This window comes from Streptomyces mayteni, assembly GCF_054783955.1.
The window spans coordinates 1-13,553 of the sequence record NZ_BAAGPR010000072.1; the positions used below are offsets into that span (position 1 = coordinate 1).

At 71.1% G+C, this 13,553-nt stretch carries 5 protein-coding genes, 1 tRNA gene and 1 rRNA gene; 6 read left to right on the plus strand and 1 reads right to left on the minus strand.

What is annotated here, in order from left to right:
• Window positions 1-96 (plus strand): 5S ribosomal RNA (rrf, locus tag ACYVPE_RS26675); the annotation flags it as partial.
• A 5-nt stretch (window positions 97-101) separates the two neighbouring features.
• A tRNA-Thr gene (locus tag ACYVPE_RS26680) sits at window positions 102-174 on the plus strand.
• Between the two features lie 75 nt (window positions 175-249).
• On the opposite strand, the gene ACYVPE_RS26685 is transcribed toward ACYVPE_RS26680, so the two are convergent.
• Complete coding sequence (locus tag ACYVPE_RS26685) at window positions 250-2,859, minus strand: SpoIIE family protein phosphatase (protein WP_461036265.1); 2,610 nt, start codon at window positions 2,857-2,859, stop codon at window positions 250-252.
• A 245-nt stretch (window positions 2,860-3,104) separates the two neighbouring features.
• On the opposite strand from ACYVPE_RS26685, the gene ACYVPE_RS26690 reads away from it, so the two are divergent.
• The 4 genes from ACYVPE_RS26690 to ACYVPE_RS26705 all read left to right on the plus strand — a co-directional run bounded on the left by ACYVPE_RS26690 (window position 3,105) and on the right by ACYVPE_RS26705 (window position 13,525).
• The gene (locus tag ACYVPE_RS26690; protein WP_461036266.1) at window positions 3,105-8,675 is read left to right on the plus strand and encodes a HAMP domain-containing protein; all 5,571 of its coding nucleotides are present in this window, start codon (window positions 3,105-3,107) and stop codon (window positions 8,673-8,675) included.
• 411 nt (window positions 8,676-9,086) lie between these two features.
• Window positions 9,087-9,755 (plus strand): response regulator, encoded by a 669-nt coding sequence (locus ACYVPE_RS26695; protein ID WP_461036267.1) that lies wholly within the window; start codon window positions 9,087-9,089, stop codon window positions 9,753-9,755.
• Between the two features lie 76 nt (window positions 9,756-9,831).
• Entirely contained in the window at window positions 9,832-12,579 is a 2,748-nt protein-coding gene (locus ACYVPE_RS26700; RefSeq protein WP_461036268.1) for a DNA translocase FtsK, read from the plus strand.
• Window positions 12,580-12,700: 121 nt separating this feature from the next.
• Window positions 12,701-13,525 carry a helix-turn-helix domain-containing protein gene (locus tag ACYVPE_RS26705; protein WP_461036269.1) on the plus strand — a complete coding sequence of 275 codons (825 nt, stop codon included), beginning with the start codon at window positions 12,701-12,703 and terminating at the stop codon, window positions 13,523-13,525.
• Window positions 13,526-13,553 lie beyond the last annotated feature (28 nt).

Genomic DNA, 13,553 nt, shown 5'->3' on the forward strand with positions numbered 1-13,553 from the left:
GAAACGCCCGGTTACATTCCGAACCCGGAAGCTAAGCCTGCCAGCGCCGATGGTACTGCATGGGGGACCGTGTGGGAGAGTAGGTCGCCGCCGGACATATTGCCCCAATAGCTCAGTCGGCAGAGCGTCTCCATGGTAAGGAGAAGGTCAACGGTTCGATTCCGTTTTGGGGCTCCGTATCATTGCGTCACTGGTTTTTCGAAGGCCCCCGCCGTTCTGGCGGGGGCCTTTCGTGTTCCCCGGTCTGCGCTATTCCGGGATCCGCAGGGTCAGGATGGCCATGTCGTCCGAGGGCGGGTTGGGCGCGAAGCGCTCCACCGCGCGCAGCACCCGGGCGGCGACCGCGCCCGCGGTGAGGCCGGTGCAGGAGCCGAACACGTCGGCCAGGCCGTCGTCGCCCAACATCCTGGTGCCCTCGCGCCGTTCGGTGACGCCGTCCGTGACGCACAGCAGGACGTCGCCCGGGTTGAGCATGATGTTCTGCTCGTAGAGCTCCAGATCGTCCATCACGCCCAGCAGCGGCTGTGGGCTGGCGGCCGGCTCCACCCGGCCGTCCGGGGTGAGGCGGAGGGGCAGCGGATGGCCGGCGCAGACCATCTTGAGGAGCGCGCCGCCCTCGGGCTGGGGCCACAACTCGCCGTACAGCAGTGTCAGGAAGCGGCCGCGCGGGCCCTCCTCGAGGATCGCCGCGTTGAGCCGATCCAGGACCGCGGGGCCGCCGAGCCCCTCGCGGGCCAGCAGCCGCAGCGCGTGCCGCGCCAGGCCGGTCACCGAGGCCGCCAGCGGCCCCGTGCCGCAGACGTCGCCGATGGCGAAGCCGTAGGCGCCCTCCCGGATCGGGAAGACGTCGTAGAAATCGCCGCCCACCTCGTTGCCTTCGCCGGCGGCGCGGTAGATGACCTCCACGTCGACGCCGTCGATCTTCGGCAACTCGGGCGGCAGCAGGCTGCGTTGCAGGGACTGGCTGATGGCGGTGCGCTCGCTGTAGAGCCGGGCGTTGTCCAGCGCGAGCGCGGCCCGGCGGGAGAGGTCCTCGGCGAGCTCCAGGATGTCCTGGCGGAACCGCTCGTCGGTGGGCTTGCCGAGCGCCAGCAGGCCGATGACCCGGTTGCGGGCGATCAGCGGCAGCAGCACCGTCTCGCCGCCCACGGCCGCCGCGGTGCTCAGGCTGATGCCGGGCGCCTGCGGCTCCGAGGGGAGCCGGCCGAGGGCGAGGCTGCGCAGCGAACTGCGGAGCGCGGTGTTGCGCGCCGCGTCCGAGGGCGCGTGCCACTGGCGGACGCCGAGCGTGATGTCCGGGTCCGGCGGTTCGACCCGATCCAGGAGCGCCTTGATGCCGTCGATGCGGTCCTCGTCCTCGTGCAGCACGTAGGAGAGCACCGGCTCGGAGCCCGGCTCCGGCACGGTGTAGACGGCGCACCAGGTGGCCAGCGTCGGGACCGTCATCTGGGCCATCAGGGCCAGGGTCTGGTTCCGGTCCAACGTGCCGGCCAGCAGCTCGGACGCCTCGACCAGGAAGGCCAGTGAGCCGCGGCGCAGCCGCTCCAACTCGGTGAGCCGGGCCGACTCCACGGCCAGGGCGATCCGGTCGGCGGCGAACTGGAGCCGCAGGGCCTCCTCGTTGCTGTACCGGCCGGGGGTCTCGGAGGCGACGCCGAGCGAACCGGTGAGCCGGCCCTCGACCTTGAGCGGCACGGTGACCACGGCGTGCATGCCGGTGCCGGAGAGCAGCGGCACGGCGCCGGGCGCGGAGGCCAGGTCGTCGTGGACCGACGGCATGCGGGCCGAGCCGTAGCGGCCGCTGCCGGTCTCGACCGGGACGCGGGCGAAGCGTTGGCGGGCGGATGGCAGGCCCGTGGTGGCGCGCACCTCGAGCTCCGTCTCGTCGTCGGTGGCGAGCAGCAGGAACGCGGCGTCGCCGTCGAGCATGTCCCTGGCGCGCTCCACGGTGCGCTGGAGCAGCCCGTCGAGGTCGTCGGGCGGCGGGGAGCCGATCAGGGCGTCGAGCGGGTCGCCGTGGCCGCGGTCGATGCCCTCGCCGCCGGCCTGCAGGGGCAGCCTGACGGGGCTCTGCAGGATGGCGCGCTCCTGGTCGCGGACGATGAGGCAGACCGTCGACGGGTCGCCCTTGGCGTCACGGACGCGGAGATGGCAGGCGTAGACGGGGACGGTGCGGCCCTCGGAGTCGCGGAGGCCGTAGCTGCCCTCCCAGCGGGAGAGCGCCAGGGCCTCGGCGATGCCGGTGCCGGTGCCGGGGGTCTGGGGCCAGGCGGCGAGGTCGCCCAGCGGCTTGCCGACGACCTGTTCGGCGCGGTAGCCGAAGAGTTCGGCGGCGTCCTCGTTCCAGACGGTGATGGTGTCGGCGCGGTCGACCTGGACGACGGCGACCCGGACCCTGGTCTCGCTGACCGGCAGCGCCTCGTCGGGGAGCACGGGTCCCGCGGAGCGGGTGCCGACCGGGAGCACCAGCTGGTCGAGGCGGAACCACACGCACTTCTCGGCCGGCGTGTAGTCGACGCCCCAGCGGGCGGCGAGCGCGGCGCACAGCAGCAGCCCGCGGCCGCCCTCGCTGTTGAGGTCGAGTTGGCCGCGGGAGACCTCGGCCATCGGGAGTTCGCGTTCCGGGTGGCGGTCCACCACCTCGATGCGGACGCCTTCCTCGTCGCGCAGACAGCGGACCTCGGCCGCCGTGCCGGCGTGCACCACGGCGTTGGTGACGAGTTCGCTGGTGAGCACCACGGCGTCCTCGATGAGGTCGGCCAGGCCCCAGCCCTGGAGGGTGTCCCGGACGAAGCCCCGCGCGGTCGCGACCGAGCGTCCTACCGGCTCGAAGGTGGCCGCAGCTCGCGCGGTGATCACGTCACTCCCCCAAAGAAAGCTCTGTCATTCTCCTGGCCTGCCGCCGCATGACCGACCGGAAGCCAGGTTACTGACGTCGGCGGCCCTCGCGGACGGCGCATCCGATGATTTCCCCCGGACCGGGAAAACAGTGCTATGGGATGCTGCCGAACTGTTATCGCCCGGTCGGTCGAGAGTGAAACACTGGGATGGTCCGGCGCGAAAGCCCGGGCGGAACGGTTCGATCCTGCGGGAGGGACACAGTGGTGTCTGAGGGAGCAGCGGCGCGCGCTGACACGCGTGCGCGAACGAGGAGGTCGCGGGGTAGCGGAACGGTGGAAGTGGACGCCGTCGCCCTGAACCGGCTGCTCTCGGCACTCGAGGCGATGCGGGACGGCAACCTGCGGAAGCGGCTGACGGTCACGGGCGAGGGCCCGATGGCCGAGATCGCCGCCGTGTACAACGAGGTGGCGGACCGGGGGCTGCACGTCACCGGGCAGTTGGCAGGCGTCCGGCGGCTGGTGGGCCGGGAGGGGCGGCTGACCGAGCGGGTCGAAACCGGGGTCTGCGAGGGCGCCTGGGGCAAGGCCATCGACGATGTGAACGGCTTGGTGGAGGACCTGGCGGGGCCGCTCTCCGAGGTGGGCCGGGTGCTCTCCGCGGTGGAGGACGGCGACCTGGGGCAGCGGATGGAGCTGCGAGTGCCGGGCGAGCGGGCCGGCACCTCGCGGCCGTTGCGCGGCGAGTTCCTGAAGACGAGCCGGACGGTCAACGGCCTGGTGGACCAGTTGTCGGCGTTCCACGACGAGGTGACCCGGGTCGCCCGTGAGGTGGGCACCGAGGGCAAGCTCGGCGGCCAGGCCGACGACCGCGGCATGTTCGGGCCATGGATGGAGCTGACGACCTCCGTCAACACGATGGCGCTCCGGCTGACGGCGCAGCTGCGGGACATCACCCAGGTGACCAAGGCGGTGGCCAACGGCGATCTGTCCCGCAAGGTGACCGTGCACGTGGCCGGGGAGATGCAGGAGCTGAAGGACACCGTGAACGGCATGGTGGACCAGCTCTCCTCGTTCCAGTACGAGGTCACCAAGGTCGCCCGTGAGGTGGGCACCGAGGGCGTGTTCGGCGTACAGGCGAAGGTCGACGGGGTGGACGGGGTCTGGAAGGACCTGACCGATTCCGTGAACACGATGGCCGCGAACCTGACCGCGCAGGTCCGGGAGATCGCCCATGTGACGACGGCGGTGGCCAACGGTGATCTGACGCAGCGGATCACGGTGCGGGCGCGCGGCGAGTTCGCCCAGCTCGCGGACACGATCAACGACATGACCGAGACGCTGCGCGCGTTCGCCGACGAGGTGACGCGGACGGCGACCGAGATCGGCACCGAGGGCGCGCTGGGCGGTCAGGCGCGGGTGCAGGGCGTCGCGGGCACCTGGAAGGACCTGACGGAATCGGTCAACACGGCGTTCCGGAACCTCACGGCGCAGGTCCGCGACATCGCGCAGGTCACCTCGGCGGTGGCCAACGGCGACCTGTCGCGCAAGGTGACCGTCGACGTCCGTGGCGAGATGCTGGAGTTGAAGAACACCGTCAACCGGACGGTGGACCAGCTGTCCTCGTTCCAGTCCGAGGTCACCCGGGTGGCGCGGGAGATCGGTGACGAGGGCGTGCTGGGCGGCCAGGCTTCGGTGCTCGGGGTGGCGGGGGCCTGGAAGGACCTGACGGACTCGGTGAACACCGCGTTCCGCAACCTGACGGAACAGGTGCGGAACATCGCGCAGGTGACGACGGCGGTGGCCAACGGCGACCTCTCGCAGAAGGTCACGGTCGACGTGTCCGGCGAGATGCTGGAGCTGAAGAGCACCGTGAACCGGATGGTCGACCAGCTGTCGTCGTTCGCCGACCAGGTGACGCGGGTGTCGACCGAGGTGGGCATCGAGGGCCGGCTTGGCGGTCAGGCGCAGGTCGAGGGCGTCTCCGGCACGTGGAAGGCGCTCACCGACTCGGTGAACGAGATGGCCTCGAACCTGACCCGCCAGGTGCGGAACATCGCGCAGGTGACGACGGCCGTGGCGCGGGGCGACCTGTCGCAGAAGATCGACGTCGACGCGCGCGGTGAGATCCTCGAGCTCAAGAACACCGTGAACACGATGGTGGACCAACTGTCCTCGTTCGCGGAGCAGGTGACCCGGGTGGCCCGGGAGGTGGGTACCGACGGGCGGCTCGGTGGCCAGGCACAGGTGTCCGGAGTGGCCGGCACGTGGCGGGCGTTGACGGACTCGGTGAACGGCATGGCGTCCAACCTCACCGACCAGGTGCGGGCGATCGCCCAGGTCGCGACGGCGGTGGCGCGCGGTGACCTGTCGCAGAAGATCACGGTGGACGCCAAGGGCGAGATCCTGGAGCTGAAGGACACCCTCAACACGATGGTGGACCAGCTGTCGTCCTTCGCCGAGCAGGTCACCAGGGTGGCCCTCGAAGTGGGTACGGAGGGTCGGCTCGGCGGCCAGGCGAAGGTGGACGGCGTGGCCGGCACCTGGAAGGACCTCACCCAGTCCGTCAACGGCATGGCCAACAACCTGACGCTCCAGGTGCGGCAGATCGCCGACGTGACGACCGCGGTGGCCGAGGGCGACCTGACCAGGAAGATCACCGTGGACGCGCAGGGCGAGATCCTCGTCCTGGTGAACACCGTGAACACCATGGTCGACCAGTTGTCGTCGTTCGCCGACCAGGTGACGCGGGTGGCCCGCGAGGTGGGTACCGAGGGCAGGCTCGGCGGCCAGGCGCAGGTCCGGGGCGTCTCGGGCACGTGGAAGGACCTGACCGACAACGTCAACCTGATGGCGGCGAACCTCACCAGTCAGGTGCGGAACATCTCCGAGGTCGCGATGGCGGTGGCCGACGGTGAGCTGACCAAGAAGGTCACCGTGGAGGCGAGCGGCGAGGTGGCGCAGCTCGCGGACACCGTCAACCGGATGGTGGACCAGCTGTCGTCGTTCGCGGCCGAGGTCACGCGAGTGGCCCGCGAGGTGGGCACCGACGGGCGGCTCGGTGGCCAGGCCGAGGTGCCCGGGGTGTCCGGCACCTGGCGGGATCTGACCGACTCCGTCAACGAGATGGCGTCCAACCTGACGGGCCAGGTCAGGAACATCACGATGGTCACGACGGCCATCGCGCAGGGCGATCTGAGCAAGAAGATCGACATCGACGCGCGCGGGGAGATCCTGGAGCTCAAGGAGACCCTGAACACCATGGTCGACCAGCTCTCGCTCTTCGCGGAGCAGGCCACCAAGGTGGCCAGGGACGTGGGCATCGAGGGGCAGTTGGGCGGTCAGGCGCTGGTGCCGGGCGTGGCGGGCACCTGGAAGGACCTGACGGACTCGGTGAACGAGATGGCGGGGAACCTGACCCGCCAGGTGCGGGGCATCGCCCGGGTGGCGAACTTCGTGACCAGGGGCGACCACAGCGTGCGGATCGACACGGACGCGGCCGGCGAGATCCTGGTGGTGCAGGAGAACATCAACCGGATGGTCACCGACCTGCGCGACACCACGCTGAAGACCAAGGAACAGGACTGGCTCAAGAGCAACCTGGCGCGGATCTCGGCGCTGATGCAGGGCAGGCGCGACCTCAAGGACGTGGCCAGCCTGATCATGAGCGAGCTGGTGCCGACGGTCACGGCGCAGCACGGCGCGTTCTTCCTCTCGGTGCCGGCCGACGGCGACCTGGAGGTGGTGGCCGGGCCGGCGGAGGACGGCGTCTACGAGCTGCGGATGATCGGCTCCTACGGTTACGCGGCGGGCGCCCACGGTTTGTCGTTCCGGCCCGGTGAGTCGCTGGTGGGGACGGCGGCCGAGGAGGGCCGGATGATCCTGTTCGGGCCGACGCCCGAGGGCTATCTGAAGATCTCCTCGGGGCTCGGCGAGGCGCCACCGGTGCACGGGGTGGTGCTTCCCGTGCAGTTCAGCGACCGGGTGCTCGGCGTGCTCGAGCTGGCGTCGTTCAAGCCGTTCACGCAGATCGAGCGCGACTTCCTCGAGCAGATGGCCGAGATGATCGCGACCAGCGTCAACACGATCAGCGTGAACACGCGGACGGAGATGCTGCTGAAGCAGTCGCAGGAGCTGGCGGAGCGCCTCCAGGAGCAGACCGGTGAGCTTGAGGAGCAGCGGAAGGAGCTCCAGGAGCGGAACGCGGAGCTGCGCGAGAAGGCGGATCTGCTGGCGCAGACCAACCGCCGGATCGAGGTGAAGAACTCGGAGATCGAGGAGGCGAGGCGCGGGCTGCAGGAGCGCGCCGAGCAGTTGGCCGTCTCGATGCGGTACAAGTCCGAGTTCCTGGCGAACATGTCGCACGAGCTGCGGACGCCGCTGAACTCGCTGCTGATCCTGGCGAAGCTGCTCGCGGACAACGCGGAGACCAACCTGTCGCCGAAGCAGGTGGAGTTCGCGGAGACGATCCACGGGGCGGGTTCCGACCTGTTGCAGCTGATCAACGACATCCTCGACCTGTCGAAGGTCGAGGCCGGGAAGATGGACGTGAGTCCGAGCCGGATCGCCCTGGTGCAGCTGGTGGACTACATCGAGGCGTCGTTCCGCCCGTTGACGGCGGAGAAGAACCTGGAGTTCTCGGTGCGGGTGTCGCCCGAGCTGCCGGCCACCCTGCACACGGACGAGCAGCGGCTGCTCCAGGTGCTGCGGAACCTGCTGTCGAACGCGGTGAAGTTCACGGACTCCGGCTCGGTGGAGCTGGTGATCAGGCCGGCGAGCGGCGAGGTGCCGGACGAGATCCGGCAGCAGATGCTGGAGAACGGCTCGGTGTTGACGGCGGACGCGCCGCTGGTGGCGTTCGCGGTCTCGGACACCGGGATCGGGATCGCGGCGAGCAAGATGCGGGTGATCTTCGAGGCGTTCAAGCAGGCCGACGGGACGACGAGCCGGAAGTACGGCGGCACGGGTCTCGGCCTCTCGATCAGCCGGGAGTTCGCCCGGCTGCTCGGCGGGGAGATCCACGCGGCGAGCGAGCCGGGCCGCGGTTCGACGTTCACCCTGTTCCTGCCGCTGCAGCCGACGGAGCTGCCGCCGCCCGGCTACGGGCAGCTGACGTCCGGCACGCTGGCCGTCGAGGAGCCGCGGGTCGAGGCGGCCGAGGAGGCGCAGGAGGCGGGCTCGGCGGCCGAGGACGCGGCCGAGGACGGCTCGGCGGCGGTGCCGGCGGGCCAGTCGGGCGCCGCCGCCGGCGGCGCCGTCTTCGGGACGGCGGTCGACCGGGAGCGGGAGAGCCGGAAGGCGTCGTTGGCGGCGGAGCGGGCGGCCGAGTCGTTGACCAGGCGGCACCGGGAGCGGTTCGCGGAGAACGGCTCGTTGGCGGCCGAGCGGCGGGAACGCCAGGGCGGGCCGGCCGAGTCGAGGGCCGAGCAGTCGGTGCGGCGCCGGGCCTACCGGGACTTCCGTGGCCGGAAGGTGCTGATCGTCGACGACGACGTGCGCAACGTGTTCGCGCTGACCAGCGTGTTGGAGCAGAACGGGCTCCGGGTGCTCTACGCGGAGAACGGCCGGGAGGGCATCGAGGTCCTGGAGTCCAACGAGGACATCGTGTTGGTGCTGATGGACATCATGATGCCGGAGATGGACGGCTACGCGACGACGGCCGCGATCCGGCGGATGCCGCAGTTCTCGGGGCTGCCGATCATCGCGCTGACGGCCAAGGCGATGAAGGGCGACGAGGAGAAGAGCATGGAGGCGGGGGCTTCGGCCCATGTCACCAAGCCCGTGGACACGGACCACCTGTTGAGCGTGATGGGCGAGTGGATGGAGGGGCCGGCCTGATCCGCGGGCCGGCGCGGCCGGGGAACTCCCCGGCCCCGGTGGGCGTTTCGGGAGTGAGCGTGGCGGGAGCGGCCGTGGCTGGGCGTGTGCGGACGGGTTCGCCGCTCTCGGATGTGCGTGGTATCGTGACGCAGCGCAATGCGCTGATCACTGGGCGCCTTGCGTTTCTGGCCGGAGGTCGTGCGGACAGAGGGATTCCTGGTGAGGCGGGGGTTGGCCGGAGGGCTTGCGGCTTCTCGCAAGGACGCGAGAGTCTCCGGAGGCCACCGGGTGCGGTTGCGTGGCGGGCCGGGCTCGCTGGCACCATTGCCGGCGTGGATGCCAACATGTCCGGCATAGGACCGGGCGGCGTGAGGGTGCCGTCCACAACGGCGGCGCTCGGCGGCGTCGCAGGGGCGAGGAGGACGGGCCATGGTGCAGAAGGCCAAGATCCTCCTGGTCGATGACCGGCCCGAGAATCTGCTGGCGCTGGAGGCGATTCTCTCGGCGCTCGATCAGACACTGGTCCGGGCATCGTCAGGGGAGGAAGCGCTCAAGGCGCTGCTCACAGAGGACTTCGCGGTGATCCTGCTGGACGTCCAGATGCCAGGGATGGACGGCTTCGAGACCGCGGCGCACATCAAGCGGCGTGAGCGCACGCGTGACATCCCCATCATCTTTCTCACGGCCATCAACCATGGCCCGCACCACACGTTCCGCGGCTACGCGGCGGGCGCGGTGGACTACATCTCGAAGCCGTTCGATCCCTGGGTGCTGCGCGCCAAGGTCTCGGTCTTCGTCGAGCTGCACATGAAGAACGTCCAGCTGCGTGAGCAGGCGGCGCTGTTGCGGCGCGAGTTGGACGGTGGCCAGGCGCCGGCGGACGCGGAGCGTGGCTCCGGTGGCCTGTTGCCCGAGCTGTCGGCCAGGCTGGCCGCGGTGGAGGAGCAGGCCGAGGTGCTGTCCAAGGAGCTGGCCGAGTCCGGCGGTGGCGCCGCGGTCTCCACCGCCGCCCACCTGGAGCGGAAGCTGGCCGGGTTGCGCCGGGCGCTCGACGCCCTGCAGCCGGGGTCGGGTGGGGCCGAGCAGATCGACCCCTGACCCCGGCCGCCTGACGGTGTCTCAGGGAGGCATGGGGTCCGTGCTCCCGGGGTGAGACCCGGGTAACCTCACCCTCATGGCCTCACGTACGTCCGGCAAGGGTCCCCAGAACGCGCGCGCCGGGCAGAGCGGCGGGGGAGCGGCCAAGAAGTCGGCGCCGGCCAGGAAGGCGCCGGCGAAGAAGGCCGCGGCCAGGAAGCCACCGGCCAAGAAGGCGGCGGCCAAGCCGCCCGCGCCGCCGTCCCGGAACATCGTGCTGCGCGTGCTGCGCGGCGTCTGGCTCGGCATCGCGCATCCCGTCGGCGCGCTGCTGCGCGGTGTCGGCCGGGGCGCCAAGGGGCTTGACCCGGCGCACCGCAAGGACGGTCTCGCGCTGCTGCTGCTCGGCCTGACGCTGGTGATCGCGGCGGGCACCTGGTCGAACCTGCGCGGGCCGGTCGGCGAGCTGGTGACCATGCTGATCACCGGCGCCCTCGGCCGGCTCGACCTGGTCTTCCCGCTGGTCCTCGGCTACATCGCGGTGCGGCTGATCCGGCATCCGGAGAAGGAGGAGGCCAACGGGCGGATCGTGATCGGGCTCAGCGCGCTGCTGCTCGGCGTGCTCGGCCTGGTGCACATCGCCGCCGGGGCGCCCGGCGCGAGCGAGGGCGAGCTGGCGGTGCGCAACGCCGGCGGGCAGCTCGGCCTGGTCGCCTCCCGGCCGCTGATCCTCGCCATGGGCGAGCCGCTGGCCGTGGCGCTGCTGGTGTTGCTGACGGTCTTCGGGCTGCTCGTGGTCACCGCGACGCCCGTGAACGCGATCCCCAGGAGGCTGCGCGAGGCCGCCACCCGGCTCGGGCTGCTGGCGGCCGAGGAACCGGTCCACGAGCGGCTCGCCGACGGCGGCTTCACCCCCGACCGCTACTGGGAGGACGACGAGCGGCCAGGCGCCCGCGGCGTCCTGGCGCCCGAGGTGGACGACCAGGAGCGGGCCGAGCGCGTCGCGCTCGCGTCCCGGCGCCGGCCCTCGCGGCGCTCCGGTGGCCGGTCGACCGAGGGCGCCGACCCGGTCGACGTGGCCGCCGCGGCGGCCGCCTCGCTGGACGGCGCGGTGCTGCACGGGGTGCAGCCCTCGCCGCTGGTGGCGGACCTCAGCAGCCGCGTCTCCGCCGGCTCGCGGGGCGCCCGCAAGGGGCGCGCGGACCAGGCGCAGGAGCAGGAGCAGGAACGGGTCCAGGACCGGAACCGGGAGCAGGCCGAGGAGCGGGAGAGCCCGGCCGCCGGGGGCGCCGTCCCCGACCTGACCAAGCGCGCCCCCGAGCCGTCCGAGCCGCTGCCGCCGCGCGCCGAACAGCTCCAGCTCTCCGGGGACATCACCTACGCACTGCCCTCGCTCGAACTGCTGCACAGGGGCGGCCCCGGCCGCAGTCGCAGCGCCGCCAACGACGTCGTGGTGGAGGCGCTGACCACGGTGTTCACCGAGTTCAAGGTGGACGCCCGGGTCACCGGGTTCACCCGCGGCCCGACCGTCACCCGGTACGAGGTCGAGCTGGGGCCCGCGGTGAAGGTCGAGAAGATCACCGCGTTGGCCAGGAACATCGCGTACGCGGTGGCCAGCCCCGACGTCCGCATCATCAGCCCGATCCCCGGCAAGTCGGCCGTGGGCATCGAGATCCCCAACAGCGACCGCGAGATGGTCAATCTGGGCGACGTGCTGCGCACGGCCGCCGCGGCCGAGGAGGACCATCCGCTGCTCGTCGCGCTCGGCAAGGACGTCGAGGGCGGCTATGTGACGGCCAACCTGGCCAAGATGCCGCACATGCTGGTGGCCGGGGCCACCGGCTCCGGCAAGTCGTCCTGCGTCAACTGCCTGATCACCTCGGTGATGATGCGGGCGACCCCGGAGGACGTGCGGCTGGTGCTCGTCGACCCCAAGCGGGTCGAGCTGACCGCCTACGAGGGCATCCCGCACCTGGTCACCCCGATCATCACCAACCCCAAGCGGGCCGCCGAGGCGTTGCAGTGGGTGGTGCGGGAGATGGACCTGCGCTACGACGACCTGGCGGCCTTCGGCTACCGGCACATCGACGACTTCAACGCGGCCGTCCGGGCCGGCAAGGTGACGGCGCCGGAGGGCAGCGAGCGCGACCTGGCGCCGTATCCGTACCTGCTGGTCATCGTGGACGAGCTGGCCGACCTGATGATGGTGGCGCCGCGCGACGTGGAGGACGCGATCGTGCGGATCACGCAGCTCGCGCGGGCCGCCGGCATCCATCTGGTGCTGGCCACCCAGCGGCCGAGCGTGGACGTGGTCACCGGCCTGATCAAGGCCAACGTGCCGTCGCGGCTGGCGTTCGCCACCTCCTCGCTGGCCGACAGCCGGGTCATCCTCGACCAGGCGGGCGCCGAGAAGCTCATCGGCAAGGGCGACGGCCTGTTCCTGCCGATGGGGGCGAACAAGCCCGTCCGGATGCAGGGCGCGTTCGTCACCGAGGAGGAGGTGGCGGCGACCGTCGCGCACTGCAAGGCGCAGATGGCGCCGGTCTTCCGGGACGACGTGACCGTGGCCTCGGGCAGGAAGCGGGAGATCGACGAGGAGATCGGCGACGACCTCGACCTGCTCTGCCAGGCGGCCGAACTGGTGGTCTCCACGCAGTTCGGCTCGACCTCGATGCTCCAGCGGAAGCTGCGGGTGGGCTTCGCCAAGGCGGGGCGGCTGATGGACCTGATGGAGTCGCGGGGCGTGGTGGGACCGAGTGAGGGATCCAAGGCCAGGGACGTGCTCGTGAAGCCCGACGAACTGGATGGCGTGCTGGCGCTGATCCGGGGGGAGACTCCAGGCTAGGCGGCGACAGGAGGACCATCCTGTTGGCCCACAAATGGGGTCGGCCCGGTTGCCTGTTCCCTTCGCCACGCCCCTAGACTTATATGCACAGCACGTGGCTTCACGCTCGAAAGGCGCCCCCGTGTCCCATGGCAACCCCTCAGCCAAGGACCGGCCTACCGTCGGTCGAACCCTCCAACAGGCGCGCATCGACGCGAAGTTGACCGTCGACCAGGTCAGCGCCGCCACGCGTGTGCGCATCCCCATCGTGCAGGCGATCGAGCAGGACGACTTCTCGCGCTGCGGTGGGGACGTCTACGCGCGCGGGCACGTTCGCGCGATCGCCCGGGCGGTGGGCCTGGATCCGGCCGAGGTGATGGCGCTCTACAACGCGCAGCAGGGCGAGCAGCCCGCACCCACCCTCTCGTCCGGACCCTTGTTCGAGGCGGAGCGGATCCGTCCCGAGCCGCGGCGCCCCAACTGGACGGCCGCCATGGTGGCCGCCATCGTGGCCGTGATCGGCTTCGTCGGCTTCACCTTCTTCAGCGGGGGAGACGAGGCGGACCCCGGCGCGGTGGCCGAGCGCGCGTCCACGCCGGGCGCGTCGCCCGAGGACGAGCCGCTCCCCGGCGACGGCCAGCAGGAGGAGGTCGCCCCCGAGGACGAGCCCGACCCCTCGGAGAGCGCGGTGGCCGCCGTGCCGGGCGACAAGGTCACCGTCCAGGCCACCGTCGAGGACGGCTCGAGTTGGGTCTCCGCCAAGAACGGCAACGGTGAACTGATCTTCGAGGGCGTCCTGGAGGAGGGCGACTCCCAGATCTTCACCGACGACGACCAGATCGACCTGGTGCTCGGCAACGCCGGAGCCGTCGCGCTGCGGGTCAACGGCAAGGACATCGACACCGACTTCGAGATGGGCCAGGTCCAGCGCCTGAGCTACACCCCGGGCGATCCCGAGGAGGGGTGACCGCCGCCGGGCCGGGGCTCGGGTGCGT

Coding starts and splice junctions, on each gene's coding strand:
- ACYVPE_RS26700 (WP_461036268.1), top strand. CDS start 9,832: ATGGCCTCACGTACGTCCGGCAAGGGTCCCCAGAACGCGCGCGCCGGG.
- ACYVPE_RS26695 (WP_461036267.1), top strand. CDS start 9,087: ATGGTGCAGAAGGCCAAGATCCTCCTGGTCGATGACCGGCCCGAGAAT.